Raw genomic sequence first — 16,278 nt, forward strand, 5'->3', positions numbered from 1 at the left:
AGAATTTGACAATTTGGAAGGTTGGGTAAAATGAAATATATTACTTCATTAATTTCACACTTAGGTTCCGCTAAAGTCAGCATAAACGAAACTGAATTAGAACGACATAGTCACGATGAGTCTTTTCATCCCCCCGTTAAGCCGAATGTAGTATGTTTCCCTGAAAACACGGAAGATATCGTACATATTCTCTACGTGGCTAATGAATATTCTATCCCTGTCACGCCTTTTGGTATTGGGTCTGGATTAGAAGGTCAAGCCATCCCCTTAAAAAAAGGGATATCGATTAGCTTTGAAAAAATGGCGGATATTCTCGAATTCTCACCCGAGGATTTAACCATTACAGTCCAACCAGGTATCACACGGACCGCGGTAAATGAAAAAATCAATCGCTTAGGGTTAATGTTTCCAATTGACCCCGGAGCAGATGCATCAATCGGGGGTATGGTAGCGACAAACGCGAGTGGTACAACTGCAGTAAAATACGGATCTGTCAGAGATCAGATACTAGATTTAGAAGTTGTACTTCCAAATGGTACGATTATTCATACAGGAACCAAAGCTAAGAAATCTTCATCTGGCTATCATTTAAATGGATTATTCGCCGGTTCTGAAGGTACATTGGGTATTATATCGGCAATTACATTGCGCTTGCACGGCATTCCTGAATATACACAAACTGCACGTTGCACATTTAATACGATTGAAACCTGTGCGCAGGCAGCTCAAACTATACTAATGAGCGGCATACCCGTCTTGCGTATGGAACTCGTCGATCAAATAAGCATTCAAACAGTTAATGAATATGGAGATTATAATTTTCCGGAAGCTCATTCATTATTCTTGGAGTTTTCGGGGAACGAAGAGGGTGTGAAAGCCGATGTACGGTTAACTAAGGAATTGATGAATGACTTAGTATGCGAGCATTGGGAAGAAGCTGACACACCTACACAAAGTAATGAACTGTGGAGAGCGCGTCATGAGATGGCTTACGCTTACCGACATAAAAAGGGAGTGGCAATCGCAGGAGCCGATGTCTGTGTCCCTATCTCCCAATTACCTTCATTAGTCGAATATGCAAGAGTTTTAATAGATGAGAGTGGATTGAAAGGCGGGATATTAGGTCATATTGGAGATGGCAATTTCCATACGCTTCTTTCATTTAACTCACATGATGCAGGTGAGCAGGCAAATGCAGAATTAGTGAATGAAAAGCTAACAAACCGCGCAATTTCGCTAGGGGGTACTTGCACAGGTGAACACGGTGTAGGCATAGGAAAACGGAAATTCCAGCAAGCGGAGCACGGAGCCGCATTAGAATTAATGCAACAAATTAAAAATCTGATGGATCCAAATCAAATTATGAATCCAGGTAAAATTCTTTAATCAAACTAAATCTATAAAATAAAGAGCTCTCCTACAATGTCAGATGTTGACGTTAGTAGGAAAGCTCTTTGTTTATTATTCAGACGTGGAAACTAGCTGTACGCGAGCCGACTTCACTTGCTCCACTGCACGTTTCAATTGTCGTAGATGACGTTTTTCGTGGAATCCTACGAAACGGAACCATTGAATTAACGGCACATTGCCAAAAACCGGATGCTTGAGCGATTTACAGCGAAGTTCTGTAATAGTGGCAGATTCATAGATATCCAGCAAATAATTTCTAGATGCATGCAACTTCTCTTTAACTTCTGGAATAGAAAGATGCATATCTGTTGGTTGTGTATATTCCATGAAATACGCCTTTACTAAAGGACTTGCCGATACACTAATCGGTTTTTTGAATACACGCAAACTCTCAGGATTTTTCAATTCTTGGGCGATGTTTGTAGCAACTCGACATTCCATTAATGCTAAATGTTCTACAATCTGTTTGGGTGACCAGCCGCCATGTGATGGTGTTCCGTTAAATTCCTCATCTGTTAAGCCATCAATCAACTGCAAGATGCGTTTACGGACCTTGATATTTTCTCCAAAAACCATCAACATCTACCTCCATTTCTTCCATATAATCCATTCTATTGCCATAGCATACGCCTTTTACTCAGAGATTTAAAGGGGGAACGGTTATATTTTTAGTAAAGCTTGTCAATGGTGACAGAAGGGTGCCAACCAGCCTTGATATAATAGGATTTCTACTCTATTCCATACGCTAGTTGTTCTACTTTATTTACTACTTCTTGCGCAGTCGGCATACCGCCTTGCGCACCGAATTTGCCTACCGATAATGAAGCCGCCACATTGGCGAACTGAATGGCAGACTGTAAATTGCTCCCTTGCACTAATCGGCTAGCGAGCGCACCATTAAATGTATCTCCCGCTCCTGTTGTATCCACAACCTTTGCAGGCACACCTGGCACGTAGATGATTTGCTCTTGATCATGATAACAAACACCGTCTTTTCCTAGTGTTACGAGCAGTTGATTCGGATAGTTTGTCACAGTTTCTTCTATCGAAGTGCCGAAGAGTTGCGCGCACTCCGTTTCATTAGGAGTCAAATAGTGAAGATACGGCATATATTCCAATTGAAAGCTACTCGAAGGAGCCGGATCCATCACGACAGGCACTTCTAATTCATTACATAGCTCGAGCACAGACCACACCGTATCTATAGGAAGTTCCAGTTGCATCATCACCAGTTGACTGGCTCCAATAACAAATTTCAATTCCCCCATTCGCTCTGGAGTCAACGCGTGGTTCGCTCCCGGTATGGAAATGATTCGGTTGTCTCCTTCCGTCAATAAAATAACGGCTACACCGGAAGGACCGTCTGCTTGTGTGATATATGAAGTATCCACTTGTTGATTCTGCAAATTAGCTATAATCATTTTTCCAAATGAATCCGTACCCGTCGTGCCGATCAACTGTACTTTCTGCCCAAGTCTTGCACATGCTACAGATTGATTCGCACCCTTACCACCTGGTGCCGTCTGAAAGTCCTTTCCCCTAACCGTCTCGCCTTGTAACGGAAACTTGTCCGCTTGTGCAATGACATCCATATTCGCACTGCCAATTACTGTAATCATGCATACACCTCGCTTCCCGTCCTTTTATCGATCATATGCTTTTGTATATCCTGTTTCAATATAGACTGCTCGCTGACTGAAAAGTTACACTTTGTGCTAAAGTATTTACATCGACTCGTTAAACAGTATAATGAATAAATATACATCAACTAGATTATACGCAAGGAGAGAAATACCTTGAAAAAATATACAGCTAGCACTTGGTTAGTATTCTTACTTCCATCAATAATCGGTGTGCTATTATTCATGATTCCACTGCCATTTACAGCAGGCTGGAAAGTACCCATTGCCAAATTGGCGGATTTATTGTCAGGCGCATTGGAACCAATTATTCCACAACTTATGATGTACTTGATCATCGCGTCTGCACTCGGATCCGTACTCTATTTATTCGTTAAAAAAGATCCAAACAGACCTTCATTCTTTACAAACTTATTCAAAGTGACACCGTTTTGGACAATTACCCGCATTGTAGGGGCAATCTTCGCGATCATGGTCGTCTATAAATTAGGACCCGAAGCAATTTGGAGTGAGAATACAGGCGGATTGCTACTTGCAGGTGACGGACTCGTTTCCTTCCTGTTCAGTATCTTCTTCTTCGCTGGTCTATTGCTTCCTTTATTACTGAACTTCGGTTTGCTCGAATTCTTCGGTACGTTGATGGTAAAGATTATGCGACCTTTATTTAAATTGCCTGGACGTTCTTCCATTGATGCACTCGCTTCATGGATTGGAGACGGGACAATAGGTGTCTTGCTAACAAGCAAACAGTATGAAGAAGGCCACTATACACAACGTGAAGCGGCGATTATTTCGACTACGTTCTCTGTTGTATCGATTACATTCACACTCGTCATCATTGATAAAGTTGGTCTTGGAAACTACTTCCTACCATTTTATGCGACGGTTCTGTTCACAGGGTTGATCCTCGCCCTCATTATGCCAAGAATTTATCCATTACGTTCTATTAAGAATACGTATATTGACGATCGGGAATATTCCATGGAGAATGAAAAACTGCCTGCCGGGACAAGCGTATTTAAACTAGGTCTCACTAGCGCACTTGATACGGCTTCAAAACAACGCTCTGTTGTGAAGACGGTACGTGCAGGTATGCAGAACGTGCTCGACATGTGGTTCGGCGTGGCGCCAGTCGTTATGGCTTTCGGTACGATCGCTTTAGTGATGGCCGAGTATACGAGCGTATTCCGTATTTTAGGTAAGCCGTTCGAATACATTCTGAATTTCTTGCAGATTCCTGAAGCTGCCGAAGCTGCACAGACAATGGTCGTCGGATTCGCGGATATGTTCTTGCCTGTTATTTTAGCAGAAGGCGTCATTACATCGCCTATTACGCTATTTACGATTGCGGCAGTATCCGTAATCCAGTTGATCTACATGTCTGAGGTCGGTGGCTTGATCCTAGGTACTAAAATCCCATTAAATATTTTTGACTTACTCATCATTTTCTTGTTGCGTACGATCATTGCCTTGCCAATCATTGCTGGTATTGCGCATTTATTATTTTAAGTAGGGTGAGAACCCGTTACTTCTTTTTGAAGTGGCGGGTTTTTATGTTTGAGATTGAGCGGATAATGCTTGGGATTGAGCGGTTTACCTGACGGATTGAGCGCTTGAAGCTTCAGATTGAGCGGTTCACACGATTGATAGAGCGCTCGACGCATGACATTGAGCGGATTACTCGAATGATTGAGCGCTCCACCAGCATTGAGCGGATTGCTCGAATGATTGAGCGCTCCACCCCCAGCATTGAGCGGATAGCTCGAATGATTGAGCACTCCACGCCCAGCATTGAGCGGATTGCTCGACCGATAGAGCGCTCCACGCCCAGCATTGAGCGGGTAGCTCGACTGATTGAGCGCTTCACGCCTGACATTGAGCGGATAGCACAACCGATAGATCCACGACTAACATAGAGCGAATAACGCGACTGATTGAGCACTCCACCCCCAGCATTGAGCGGATTGCTCGAATGATTGAGCGCTTCACGCCTAACATTGAGCGGATAGCACAACCGATAGAGCGCTCCACCCCCAACATTGAGCGGATAGCACAACCGATAGAGCGCTCCACCCCCAACATTGAGCGGATAGCACAACCTATAGAGCACTCCAAGCCCAACATAGTGCACTCCCCCAACAACACCATCCACTTTCATCAAGTTCCAACACAAAAAAACTGCTCTCATGAAAGAGAGCAGCCAAATGAAACAGCTTGAAAGCAACCCTGCTGGAATGTCGTGAATGTCCGCAAGTAAAGGGAGGGTTGCGTTTGGAAATTAGCGTGGCAAAGCAATGGTGGGCATTTGGACGCTAATTGACAATGAATAGACGTGTACAGTTTGCTTTCAAGTGTTTACGCGATATACGTGTATGCTGACGGGGTTACCGAAAGCCATCTATACAGTGGAGGCCTATTCCACTGCATAGATCACCTTCGGAATGCCAGCGACAAGTTTTGTCTTGCCGCTGTGATGAATTACTTGGTTTCTACTGTCTCTGCCGGTAAGTGCTGAACTTTCACATCGAATGTTTTCACTTCATTGCCTAGGATTGGACTCGATTCAGTCGGTGCTTTGACGTCATGTGTTTTCGCATTTTCACGACTATGTAGCCAACTATCGAAAAACTGACGTTCTTGCCACGTCGTACATACTTTTATTTCGTCATGTTCTTCGTTGTCTTCATTCAACAATACTTCCATGCGAATGAAGCCTTCAAATGTGTGAACAGCTTTTGCTTTTGCAAAACGTGCGGTTACTTGCTCGCCTTTCCCTTTTTCAACGTATATCGTATTGATTGCAATCATTTTCTGCATCATACAACCTCCAGTTTAATTGACTGTAAATATTCGAGGACGGGCGCTGATTGTGCCCCACCCACTGCTGCATGGCGAAGTAACGGAATGCCGTGTGGACCTTTCAGTTCGTCCCAGCTCGGATACCATTTCAACAACGTTTTCACGATTTCGAGTTCACCGAGCATAGCGGCTGCGAATATATCCATACGTGCACCTTTTGCCAATAAATATTCCGCAATATCGCGATTTCCGGTATGCGCCGCAGCCCCGAGACCGCTTTCCCAGTCGTCGCCACCCCAGTTCATGACGGCATGTACCAAATCAGGCTCCTGTTCAATGAGCTTTTGTACTTCTTCAAAATTCCCATGTGCTGCAATCAAATAGTCACGAACCAGCGCTTGATCAATGGGTTGCTTCTTTTCTACATCAGCCCTCATAGCACTCACCCTTTTCTAATGTACTTGGTGTGAAAAAGTATTTCCCATTATTCATGAAAATCTCTGCGTCGATTTCGAAAATGGAATGGAACATTTCTTTGCAAAGGACGCATTGTGGAATTCCGTCAAAACGTACACTGCCGTCTTTCAACACAATGAGACGATCGCTGTAACTTGCCGCTTGGTTAATATCATGAAGAACCATAATGACAGTCATTCCGTACGTTTCATTTAATTGTGTGACCAATTCCATGACTTCCAATTGATGTGAAATGTCCAAATACGTAGTGGGTTCATCTAGCAATAACACTTTCGGTCGTTGAGCAATTGCCATCGCAATCCACGCACGCTGACGTTCGCCACCGGATAATGACTGCAACATGCGATTCTTGTACTTCTCTAACTTCGTTACACCGATTGCCCAGTTAATAATCTCCTGATCTTCACGACTTAACTTGCCGTAGCCTGACCGATGAGGATGTCGTCCGAATTCTACCAACTCGCCTACCGTGACGTCGAGCTGATGATCTTGCATTTGCGGGAGCATAGCTAAATTCCGAGCCACTTCTTGAGATTTCATTCGTTTCAATCGTTCGCCGTTTAGCAGAACTTCGCCGCTTCCCGGTGTGATCAGTCTAGATATCAACCGCAGAAATGTCGACTTGCCTGAACCATTAGGGCCTAGCAAACTAACGATTTCCCCCTGCTTAATATGCAAATCAATGGACGTTAATTCGAATGAATCCGAATGACGATAGGTAAGTTCCTCAGTTATCAGCAAATGAATCCCTCCGTTTTTGAATGAGATACAAGAAGAATGGTCCGCCGAGGAATGAGAGTAAAATTCCGACTGGCAGTTCGATTGGATTAAATAACGTACGGGCAATCGTGTCCGCAACTACGACTAGCAATCCTCCACCGAGCGCAGATGCAGGTAATAAAAACCGGTAATCTCCTCCTACTATGGAGCGCATAATATGCGGAACGACAAGACCAACGAAACCGATCAAACCCGAAACACTGACAGCCATTCCCGCAAGCAGCGTACTCAACACGATGAGGAAAAATCGACTTCGCTCCACATGATGTCCAAGCAACTTCGCCACTTCGTCTCCAAGACGTAGTATACGGATATGCTTGACTGAGAAGATGGCCAGCACGAATGCAGCAATCGCATAATAGATGATCATTTCAAACTGTACCCAGCCGACACCAGCGATTCCTCCAGCAAGCCAAGGCAACACCGCTTGCACACGGTCGCTGTATAGTAGCATCAATGCACTCATACACGCACCGATCACTGCATTAATTGCGACACCGACTAAGATGATTCGTAAAGGCGATGCCCCGCCTCTCCATGACAATGCATAGATGACAACGGCTGTTGCAAGCGCTCCAAGAAATGCAGCTAGCGGTAAGAACATGATGTAGGCTGGATATATAATCATGATCACTGTCGCCGCAAGTCCAGCTCCAGATGAGACACCAATAATACCTGGGTCAGCCAATGGGTTCCGCATAACCCCTTGTAATATGGCACCGGCGACTGCCAGGCTGATCCCGACAATTATGCCGACCAACACACGTGGAAAGCGAAGTTCCCATACAATTCGCCGTTCCATCGTGTCATTGGCTATAAAGATTCCGTTCCAAATTTCCTGCATAGAGAATGAAACCGGGCCAATCATCAAGCTTAAGACAGCTGCGATGATGAGTAAACTGCCACTCGTTACGAGGACGAAGAGCCGCTTTCTGGCAAGTGGATGACGTTCTTTCTGGGTCTGTTCTCCTGTTGCAATCACCTTATTTAACCTGTCCTAAACTTTCTTTCATCACGTTAAGTGCTTCCACTACTTTTGTCCCAGGGTTCGTACCGAATAAGTGGGAAGGTAAGACAATGACATTTCCTGCTTTCACTGCATCTAAGTTTTTCCACGCTGGATTCTTCAACATTTCGCTTTCAAATGCCGCTTTGACAGCTTCCGGCTCACCGTGTGTAATCAACATCACCATTTCAGGATTGCGTTCGATGATTTTCTCGACGCTTAAGCTTGCGTACTGTGGATATTTTTCTTCATTCGGGAAATCACTAGCAATATTATCCCCACCAGCCAGTTCTAGTAGATTACCTGATAATGAATTCGGAAGCGCCACCATGTATGTACCCGGTGCCCCGTATACTAATAAAGTTTTCACAGCATCTGCTTTGTCCGCTGTGCTTTTTTCAATTTGTTCTGCGATAGTGTTTTGTATGGTTTTTGCTTCTTTTTCTTTATCAAACAGCTGACCGAATAGTCCAATCGTGTGTTGAATGTCTTCCACAGAGTTAGCTGCTGTGTAGACAGTCTTCGTTCCTTGGCGCTTCATATTCGCTTCATGTTGCTTGAAGCTTGGTGCAGCGATCAGGACTTCAGGATGTACTTCCGCAATCTTCTCAAAATTCGGCTGATGCGGATTCCCAATTTCAGCGATGCCTTCTAAATCTTTATTCGGAGGTCCTTGCACTGTCGGTCGTCCATCTACTTCTATTCCAAGCGCTAGAAGCATGTCGAGATCACCTGAACTTAGCGTGGCGACAGATTTTGGTGTTTCGTCGAATGTTAATGTTTGGCCGGTCATGTCTGTCACTTCGATGCTTGTATCAGTTGTTTTCTCAATCTCTTCTGCTTTCACTGCGGATGCGTCTGTTTTATCTTCCGCTTTTTCTTCCTCTGCACCGCACGCACTGAGTATAAACAGTAACATCAGTACGCTTAACACACCTGCTAACCTTTTCATCTCTCTTCATTCCCCCTCGAATATAATGAGAATGTTTCTCATTGAGGAATATCATAGTCGATAATGAGAATCATTGTCAAATAGGTTCACAAGAATGAATACTTTGTCCTAGTGTTGGGATGTTGTAACTGGTGAGGGATTTGTACGTTACCCAACAAGGAAACTCTTATTGTAGGGGGTCGTTGCTCGACTGGTTGTTGGGTACTGAAGTTAGTGAGTGTCTGCTTTCAAGACCCGCACAGGCACGTGGGGGATTGCCTCCAGCCAGGAGCCAGCTGGCGGTAGTGCTGCCAGTTGTCTCCTGGCCACGGCCTACCCCGCAGTTGTGCCTGCGCTACTGAGTGTAATTTAATTTGATTGTGGTTTTAACTAGAAGAAGATCAGCAACATCGTGATTTCTATTTTCATTGCCAGCAAAAAACGAACACCTGACCAAACTCGAACAGGAAAGCACGTACAAGAACCAAAACCCAAAGCCGCTTCTTCCCCACCTATCACAATGCTTAAATCTTGAATGTAACCGCTAAAACCTGTTTCCTCCTCCTTCATCAAGGGAATGCTAGCTATAACACAACCCTCAAAGAAAGGAGTGAATGGGATGAGCACTGTACAAATCCTCATTTTATTAACCATAGGCTACGTCGCGATGACAATCGATAAAAAGCAGAAGAACTTTCCACTTCCTGTCTTTCTAGTCGCGATCGGTTTTGGGCTGTCATTCATCCCCTACTTCGATAGCATCAATATATCCAAAGAAATCATCTATACTATTTTCTTACCAGGACTGCTATTCGCATCTGCGTACCACTACTCGGCTAGCTCATTACGAAAGCATGCCAGAGTTATCGGAACGCTTAGTACTGCTGGTTTACTCGTGACCGCTCTCCTCTTAGGACTCGCTACATATTGGATGGGAGCGAGTATAGAGATTTCATTAGTAGGGGCATTATTGGTCGCTTCTATTTTGACGCCGACTGACCCTGTTTCTGTTGTATCCATATTAAAAAAGTCGTTGGATGATCCTTCGGTTGCGGATATTGTCGACGGGGAATCTATGATTAACGACGGGACTAGTGTCGTGTTATTCACTGTACTGTTGAAGATGTTCACGACGCAGCAAAAGTTTGAATTTTGGTCATTCGTAGGAGAGTTTCTTTCCGTATCGATCGGTGGTGTGGCTACAGGATTAGTCGCAGGTTGGATAGTCAGTAAAGCAATTCACCTTTCAACGCATCGGGAAAATCAAGTATTACTCAGTATCATCATTGCGTACGGAGCGTTTCATTTAGCCGAAGCATTAGGGTTTTCAGGTGTATTGGCAACAGTTGCGGCGGGTATTATGTTATCTGCCGAACTAGGACGTGCTGATGAGGAGGAAATGCACCGAGAGTCGTTGGATGGGTTTTGGGATGTGGCGGAACCTGCGTTGCTTTCGATATTGTTTTTAGCTATCGGAATTGTGTCAGCTGACTACTTGTTCCCTTTGCATAATGGGTGGCTAGCAATCGGAATATTTATCGTTTCGATTATCATACGATTTATCGTAATCACCGGGACGATGCAATTATTCTCAAGTTATCGAAAGTTATTAAACATCAAAAAAGCCTCGCTCCTATCATGGGCAGGCATTCGGGGGACGATGTCGATTTTCTTATTGTTAAGCTTAGCTGATGCCGCAGACAGTTCCGCGGATGCTCTCGTTTCGTTAGGATTCGCCGTAGTCTTGTTGTCACTCGTCGTGCAAAGTATTGGTATTTATCCACTTTCAAAAGCACTCGAAAAGTAATTACTTCGAGTGCTTTTGTTGTCGTTGAATCATTTGCATGCGTTCATTGAACAGAGTCGGATAGGAAAGTAACCCTAAACAAACACTCGTTAATGCAGCCGTTGTCAATAATAGAAATATGACTAAGATTTGAAATTGGACAGCCTCTAACGGGTCCGCCCCTGCAATGATTTGACCGCTCATCATACCTGGCAATTGCACGAGTCCTATCGTCTTTTGGCTTTCAATTGTCGGGATCATACTTGCTTGAATAGAGCGCATCAATTGCTTATGTATCGCCTGTTTTGGTGTGCCGCCAAGTGACAAGATCAGTTCACTTTCCGAGCGATGCGCTTCAACTTCCGACACGAAACGATTGAGGAATAAAATCGCTAGGACCATCGAATTTCCGATTACCATACCGGTCAATGAAATAATATATTGTGCAGTAGCTGGGACAATCTTAAAGCCTAGTAAGATACTTTGCGTCAACACTTCCAGCAATACAAACGTCACGATCAACTTCCACGTGATCCCTTTAATACCTTGGCCTTTTTTACGCGCATTTTGCACGGCTGCTCCAATCATCAAGATGACCATCAAGAAGATGAACACATAACTTTCCGAATCGAAGACAAACTTCAGTACGAAGCCTACCGCCACTAATTGCACAGTTGAACGGATCGTCGCGACAATGGTATCTTTCTCCAACTGCAATCCGAGTGTTTTGGACAGGACTAGCGGGATCAGCACAAAGATCAGTGTCAGGAATAAAGCAGTCGTACTCATGAAAAGTCCCCTTTCAAAAAGCGATGGACTGACGGGATATCTGAATGATCAAGTACAGATATTTCGCCGGCATCCACTAACTTCCCATCCACCATAATCCATGCATACTGCCCCATTCGCTTCGCCTGCTCCAAGTTGTGCGTAATCCAGATGACCGTAATAGCATGCTGATTATGCAGTTTACGAATCAAAACCTCTACTTCATTCAACGAAGACAGATCTAGCGCAGACGTAATTTCATCCATCAACAAAATCTTCGACTGATTCAATAACGTTCTGGCAATCGATACTTTTTGTTGCTGACCACCCGACAAGTTCTGGCTGTCACGTTCAAGATACTCTCCTTCAAGACCGACCTGATCTAAAATATCCAACGCTTTTTCTTTACTCAACGTCTTGCCTTGTAAACGCAATGGCAGTGCCAAATTGTCATAGACGCTTCCAGCGATCATTGGTGAATTTTGTAACACCATCCCCACTTTTCGACGGAGATCGATCGGCGACATTTCATGAATTGCCTGCCCCTGTATCGTAATATCCCCACTAGTAGGACTCAGCAGACCGTTACACATTTTTAATAAAGTCGTTTTCCCGGCACCCGAAGGTCCGACCAATACCGTAATCTCATTTGTAGGAAAAGATCCGGTTATCGAATCGAGAATCTTCGTGCCCTCCACTTCAAACGATACATTTTGAAAATGAATCGCAGGCTCATACAAGGTTGTATTCTGCTCACTATCCATCCATCTCACCTTTTCCACACTTCTTCATTCATCTATTTTCAATAAATCCAATGGAGTAATGATGCCGATCAGTTTCTCATCTTTACCACCTTGCTCGGTGATGAGCAAAGCCTGGAGACGTTTCCCCGACACAATGGACTTTCTAAAAAATCCTTCTGCTTCATAAACCGACATCGAACTTTTGACAAAACGATAGGTTTTCCTTCTTTTCTCGTGATTATATACGTCTAATAATGTCGGTATTTCCCGGGAAATGCAATCTGCTTCCTGATCCGCTAACCAATTCATGATGCCATCTGCGGTAATTAATCCGATAAATTGACCTTTTTTGTAAATAGGTAATTGATTGATTTTCCATTCTCTTACTAAACGCAGACCTGTGGCGAGTGATTCATCTGCTTGCACGATATGTACTTTTCCAGAGAATAAATCTTTGACCGTGACCGGGTTGGATAATCGTTCATCTATATTCTCAATCAGTTTTACAATTTCATCATGAGGCTCCGCTATAGCATAGTCAAAGCCTGTCCGATTATGCACAATCGCATTACGTAAACTGCCAAACTCACGCAGATCATCTTCATAATGAGCAACCAACGCATGTTGCGATTTAGCTCGATCGATTTTCTTTGAGAATGAAAAATGATTCGGCAAACCTGTCATCTTCATTAACGATTTATCGATTCGGTTAAACGCAATGAGAAAACGCTCTGAATTTTTATGCTCCATGACACATCGCCCCTATTCTAGGCAAAGTATAGCATATTTCAATTTCATTTCGCGCCTTTAGACTTCATGGCAAGCTCTACTTTTAAAGATTCAAAAAGCCGTTGCGATGCCTAATGACGGTCACTGCAGCGACTTATTATTATTTCGAATCTGTTTAATTTGAGTGTTCCTCTCTTTCATCCCCCTATGCTTTTGAATAGTTTTCTCTCTTTATTGATACCATATGGACTAATACAAAAGACATGATGTATATAGTGGAATTCAGTTCTCTCTTGATGAGTTTTCTAGTTCAATTACCCCTTTCAATATCGAGAATAAGACTTCCCGTAAATTTTCTTTCAACATACATACACCAATTCATCCTTATTGAATATATCCAATGAAGCGGCACAGTTCTCTAGCAAATTTCCACATACGCTAAAGAGAGAAGGAGGTGCATGAAAACATGTCATCTAGAAAGTTCAGACCTCACCATGAATACGATGTGCCGTATATTCCGAAACGAAAAGCGCGATGTTATGAGGAAAAGAAAATCATTCATATACTTGCCGACCTGACAATGGGCGCGCCTGTAGAGATTACATTGAAGGATTCCAAAGAGGTACAATATAACGGTTACTACTTACAGTTTGATCGGAAAGTTCGTACTATCCACTTTCAACCATTTGGAGATTCTGATGTCCAGGAGATTGGTGTAGAAGATATTTGTACTATTAGGTATGGCTCCTGAAATTATTACATCTAATTGAAGCTGATGAATCATCAGAACAAACTGTGCGGACATTGGGATTGCAAAATATGATTGAGAAATTTAATATTTGATTCGTGAGAAAAGCAGCCCACGCATATGCGGAGCTGCTTTTTTATATGTTGGGTAGTTTGTGTATGAGCGGTTGCTGGGTGTGATAGAGCGGATGAACATCGTCATAGAGCGATTATGGACCGCAATAGAGCGTTCAGAGGTCTATATAGAGCGGATACCGGACTTGATAGAGCAGTTAACCATGTACTTTGAGCACAGTCCTACATTCCATCATCCATCACGCTACGTGATTCTTTCAACTCTCTCATTACTTCCACTAACATACTCAACACCATCCGATCCTCGATCCGTGGAGTGGCGTGAATCACTTCTTCCATTTCTGTGATAGCTTGCTCCATTTCACTTTCAGGAATCGTGCGTTGCAGAAGTACATTTAAACCTGAAGTGATTGCAGGGATATTAGATTCACGCAAGCCACGCTGATTTAGCCAACCGTATAATTCAAATAGTGTCGTAGCGGCGCGTCTCTGATGCTTGAGCCAAGTCATACTTTCTTTACTTTGCGCGCCTTGATTATTCAATTTCACACGATCTTCAATCATATTCGCAATCAACAGCAAGTTTTTGATGGCATGTTCATTTCCGCCACCCTTCACTTTCCTATCTACTTCAACTGTCATTTCATGAATCGTATCTTCGTACATATCCCATAAATCGCGATTCGCATCTTCCAATTTATATGGCCAAATGAATTTATTGATCAGTAGCGCCAAAACTACTCCAGCTATGACAAATAAAACTCGTTCGAGCGTCAGGACGTGCGTCGTGCCCGTTATTAGAGCTACCGAACCGATAGCGGAAAATGTCACAAGAATGGTGTTATAACGATAAGTCTTCACATAACTCATCAAATAACCTGAAAACATTAAGATGATAGATCTGGCGGTGTTGCTGTGGAATACCATGAATGATAATGTGACCGCCACCGAACCAACGATAGTGGCGAATATCCGGTCGCGCATTTTTTTCTTAGATTGTTCATATAGCGGAATAATGACGGACATTACCGTGAACATCATCCAGCGTCCTTCAGCCAAGTCGAAGAAGTCTGTAATGAAACCTGCTATCGAGATTCCGATTGCCATGCGGATCGCGTAGGATATTTTAATGGAATTCGTATGGCTTTTCTTCTCACTAATCGTCAGTTTTTGGAACTTCTTTGGAATCTGTTCCAGCCGCTTAACGACATTGGCTTGGCCTTTTTCTATAGAAGTCAACTCTTTCAAGTTTAACTGGAGGAATCCAATATGATTCAGCATGCCGAGCACAAATAATTTATGATTATGCTCTGCTTTATATTTCTTTAGCATGGTATCAAATGATTCTTCTAGAGCTGCCATCGCTTCTTTGTCGAGGATACTATCAGCAGCCAACTGGAGAGTTAGTATTACTTCTTCAAGTAGCTTTTGATCCAGTTCTTCATCCGTTACATCATCAAGTAGAATATCGATCTTCTCCAACGCAACGGAGATATTTAGTTTCAGGCGACCTTCTTCTGTCAAATAATAATTTTCTTCGCGTTTATCATAAATGATGCTTCTCAAACTGTTGATGTCGTTGGCAATTTTTGTAGTAATATCTTCTCGCGGTTCCCCGGTTTGCAGTAATCGAATCTTTTCAATAAGCGATTCACAAATCAGCTGCACCTTCTTACTGCCGCTTTTCTGTACTTTATTTCGATTGGCAATCATTTGGACACCCATGATAGCCAACGCACCAAAGACGAGAGAGCCTAGTCGCATCGGCATTGCATCAGCCGCTACAGGCATAGCCAGAAGAAATAAATATTGAAGAGTAAAAGTTAAATAAAGAGGATTTTTCAGATTAAACAGTAACGAATAACTGATTACAAACATGGTGATAAAGTTAATCGGCACTGCCAACCACACGTTAAAGCCTGTTAAATATGCGGCGATTCCCATAAATACATTGAGGGCAATAAATTTCATCGTATTGCTGAATGGATGACTCGTTAAATCACGTTCAAGCAACATCAGCATGGCAGTAATCGTCGAGACACCAATTAAAATATTTTCATTCCCAAACAAGGCGCCAAAGCCCACAACAAATCCGATAATGAAAATAAATAAAATAGTATTGGAAATGATCAATTTCTTTGTCAGTTTCATGCATTCACTACTTTCATCAATTTATATCGTTAAGTACTTTAACATTAAAATGACTGCCGGTATATAAATATGCACAGTGTTTTCTTATAAAAGTTCTATTACAGAAGTAACAGATAACTTATTATCCTACAATGAAAGTCGGTTCTATACAAATTAAGTTATATCGCCATGTAGCCCTGTTGGAAAATGTGGATAGAGCGGTTACGGGTGGCGATAGAGCGGAGATACGCACGCAT

The 16,278-nt window shown here is 43.1% G+C and carries 17 protein-coding genes; 4 read left to right on the plus strand and 13 right to left on the minus strand.

Going from position 1 to position 16,278, the window contains the following annotated elements; all coding sequences use genetic code 11:
• Window positions 1-30: 30 nt before the first annotated feature.
• A complete protein-coding gene (locus CSV80_RS05435; protein ID WP_099669756.1) occupies window positions 31-1,386 on the plus strand; it encodes an FAD-binding oxidoreductase in 1,356 nt (451 codons plus the stop codon).
• A 75-nt stretch (window positions 1,387-1,461) separates the two neighbouring features.
• Here CSV80_RS05435 and CSV80_RS05440 read toward each other — a convergent pair whose 3' ends face one another.
• A complete protein-coding gene (locus CSV80_RS05440) occupies window positions 1,462-1,986 on the minus strand; it encodes a DinB family protein (protein WP_051210430.1) in 525 nt (174 codons plus the stop codon).
• A 152-nt stretch (window positions 1,987-2,138) separates the two neighbouring features.
• Window positions 2,139-3,029, minus strand: coding sequence for a ribokinase (gene rbsK, locus CSV80_RS05445; protein ID WP_099669755.1), 891 nt, complete (start codon window positions 3,027-3,029; stop codon window positions 2,139-2,141).
• A gap of 177 nt (window positions 3,030-3,206) precedes the next feature.
• On the opposite strand from rbsK, the gene CSV80_RS05450 reads away from it, so the two are divergent.
• On the plus strand, window positions 3,207-4,559 hold the full coding sequence (locus CSV80_RS05450; RefSeq protein ID WP_099669754.1) for a YjiH family protein: 1,353 nt from the start codon (window positions 3,207-3,209) through the stop codon (window positions 4,557-4,559).
• On the opposite strand, the gene CSV80_RS17300 is transcribed toward CSV80_RS05450, so the two are convergent.
• The 7 genes from CSV80_RS17300 to CSV80_RS05480 form a co-directional block, all read right to left on the minus strand.
• Window positions 4,556-4,942: a hypothetical protein gene (locus CSV80_RS17300; protein ID WP_099669753.1), complete on the minus strand. Its 387-nt coding sequence runs from the start codon at window positions 4,940-4,942 to the stop codon at window positions 4,556-4,558. The two genes, CSV80_RS05450 and CSV80_RS17300, sit on opposite strands and share 4 nt — an antisense overlap.
• 586 nt (window positions 4,943-5,528) lie before the next feature.
• On the minus strand, window positions 5,529-5,867 hold the full coding sequence (locus CSV80_RS05455; protein WP_233201514.1) for an antibiotic biosynthesis monooxygenase: 339 nt from the start codon (window positions 5,865-5,867) through the stop codon (window positions 5,529-5,531).
• Complete coding sequence (locus CSV80_RS05460) at window positions 5,867-6,286, minus strand: ankyrin repeat domain-containing protein (protein ID WP_099669752.1); 420 nt, start codon at window positions 6,284-6,286, stop codon at window positions 5,867-5,869. The genes CSV80_RS05455 and CSV80_RS05460 overlap by 1 nt, the downstream gene beginning before the upstream one ends.
• Window positions 6,276-7,067 (minus strand): ABC transporter ATP-binding protein, encoded by a 792-nt coding sequence (locus CSV80_RS05465; RefSeq protein ID WP_099669751.1) that lies wholly within the window; start codon window positions 7,065-7,067, stop codon window positions 6,276-6,278. The genes CSV80_RS05460 and CSV80_RS05465 overlap by 11 nt, the downstream gene beginning before the upstream one ends.
• On the minus strand, window positions 7,054-8,085 hold the full coding sequence (locus tag CSV80_RS05470; protein ID WP_233201521.1) for a FecCD family ABC transporter permease: 1,032 nt from the start codon (window positions 8,083-8,085) through the stop codon (window positions 7,054-7,056). Before CSV80_RS05470 ends, CSV80_RS05465 begins: the two co-directional genes overlap by 14 nt.
• Before the next feature lie 4 nt (window positions 8,086-8,089).
• Window positions 8,090-9,064, minus strand: a complete 975-nt coding sequence (locus CSV80_RS05475; protein WP_099669749.1) for an ABC transporter substrate-binding protein — start codon at window positions 9,062-9,064, stop codon at window positions 8,090-8,092.
• Between the two features lie 369 nt (window positions 9,065-9,433).
• Complete coding sequence (locus CSV80_RS05480; RefSeq protein WP_099671853.1) at window positions 9,434-9,613, minus strand: hypothetical protein; 180 nt, start codon at window positions 9,611-9,613, stop codon at window positions 9,434-9,436.
• Between the two features lie 49 nt (window positions 9,614-9,662).
• Between CSV80_RS05480 and CSV80_RS05485 the strand changes: the two genes are divergently transcribed.
• On the plus strand, window positions 9,663-10,850 hold the full coding sequence (locus tag CSV80_RS05485) for a cation:proton antiporter (RefSeq protein ID WP_099669747.1): 1,188 nt from the start codon (window positions 9,663-9,665) through the stop codon (window positions 10,848-10,850).
• Here the strand turns inward: CSV80_RS05485 and CSV80_RS05490 are convergent, their stop codons facing one another.
• From CSV80_RS05490 to CSV80_RS05500, 3 genes are read right to left on the minus strand one after another with little or no spacing between them, the layout of a single operon-like run.
• A complete protein-coding gene (locus CSV80_RS05490) occupies window positions 10,851-11,618 on the minus strand; it encodes an ABC transporter permease (RefSeq protein WP_099669746.1) in 768 nt (255 codons plus the stop codon).
• The gene (locus tag CSV80_RS05495) at window positions 11,615-12,361 is read right to left on the minus strand and encodes an ABC transporter ATP-binding protein (protein WP_099669745.1); all 747 of its coding nucleotides are present in this window, start codon (window positions 12,359-12,361) and stop codon (window positions 11,615-11,617) included. The genes CSV80_RS05490 and CSV80_RS05495 overlap by 4 nt, the downstream gene beginning before the upstream one ends.
• A 24-nt stretch (window positions 12,362-12,385) precedes the next feature.
• Window positions 12,386-13,090: a CBS domain-containing protein gene (locus tag CSV80_RS05500; protein WP_099669744.1), complete on the minus strand. Its 705-nt coding sequence runs from the start codon at window positions 13,088-13,090 to the stop codon at window positions 12,386-12,388.
• A 445-nt stretch (window positions 13,091-13,535) separates the two neighbouring features.
• On the opposite strand from CSV80_RS05500, the gene CSV80_RS05505 reads away from it, so the two are divergent.
• A complete protein-coding gene (locus tag CSV80_RS05505) occupies window positions 13,536-13,820 on the plus strand; it encodes a hypothetical protein (RefSeq protein ID WP_099669743.1) in 285 nt (94 codons plus the stop codon).
• A 293-nt stretch (window positions 13,821-14,113) separates the two neighbouring features.
• Here the strand turns inward: CSV80_RS05505 and CSV80_RS05510 are convergent, their stop codons facing one another.
• Complete coding sequence (locus tag CSV80_RS05510; protein ID WP_099669742.1) at window positions 14,114-16,042, minus strand: FUSC family protein; 1,929 nt, start codon at window positions 16,040-16,042, stop codon at window positions 14,114-14,116.
• Between the last annotated feature and the right edge of the window lie 236 nt (window positions 16,043-16,278).

Origin of the sequence: Sporosarcina sp. P12(2017), assembly GCF_002743035.1 — a bacterium.
Classification (GTDB): domain Bacteria; phylum Bacillota; class Bacilli; order Bacillales_A; family Planococcaceae; genus Sporosarcina; species Sporosarcina ureae.

Excerpts from the sequence above, each read along its gene's own strand:
- CSV80_RS05435 (WP_099669756.1), top strand. The coding sequence starts at position 31 with ATGAAATATATTACTTCATTAATTTCACACTTAGGTTCCGCTAAAGTC.
- CSV80_RS05440 (WP_051210430.1), bottom strand. The coding sequence starts at position 1,986 with ATGGTTTTTGGAGAAAATATCAAGGTCCGTAAACGCATCTTGCAGTTG.
- rbsK (WP_099669755.1), bottom strand. The coding sequence starts at position 3,029 with ATGATTACAGTAATTGGCAGTGCGAATATGGATGTCATTGCACAAGCG.
- CSV80_RS05455 (WP_233201514.1), bottom strand. The coding sequence starts at position 5,867 with ATGCAGAAAATGATTGCAATCAATACGATATACGTTGAAAAAGGGAAA.
- CSV80_RS05460 (WP_099669752.1), bottom strand. The coding sequence starts at position 6,286 with ATGAGGGCTGATGTAGAAAAGAAGCAACCCATTGATCAAGCGCTGGTT.
- CSV80_RS05475 (WP_099669749.1), bottom strand. The coding sequence starts at position 9,064 with ATGAAAAGGTTAGCAGGTGTGTTAAGCGTACTGATGTTACTGTTTATA.
- CSV80_RS05480 (WP_099671853.1), bottom strand. The coding sequence starts at position 9,613 with ATGAAGGAGGAGGAAACAGGTTTTAGCGGTTACATTCAAGATTTAAGC.
- CSV80_RS05485 (WP_099669747.1), top strand. The coding sequence starts at position 9,663 with ATGAGCACTGTACAAATCCTCATTTTATTAACCATAGGCTACGTCGCG.
- CSV80_RS05490 (WP_099669746.1), bottom strand. The coding sequence starts at position 11,618 with ATGAGTACGACTGCTTTATTCCTGACACTGATCTTTGTGCTGATCCCG.
- CSV80_RS05495 (WP_099669745.1), bottom strand. The coding sequence starts at position 12,361 with ATGGATAGTGAGCAGAATACAACCTTGTATGAGCCTGCGATTCATTTT.
- CSV80_RS05500 (WP_099669744.1), bottom strand. The coding sequence starts at position 13,090 with ATGGAGCATAAAAATTCAGAGCGTTTTCTCATTGCGTTTAACCGAATC.
- CSV80_RS05505 (WP_099669743.1), top strand. The coding sequence starts at position 13,536 with ATGTCATCTAGAAAGTTCAGACCTCACCATGAATACGATGTGCCGTAT.
- CSV80_RS05510 (WP_099669742.1), bottom strand. The coding sequence starts at position 16,042 with ATGAAACTGACAAAGAAATTGATCATTTCCAATACTATTTTATTTATT.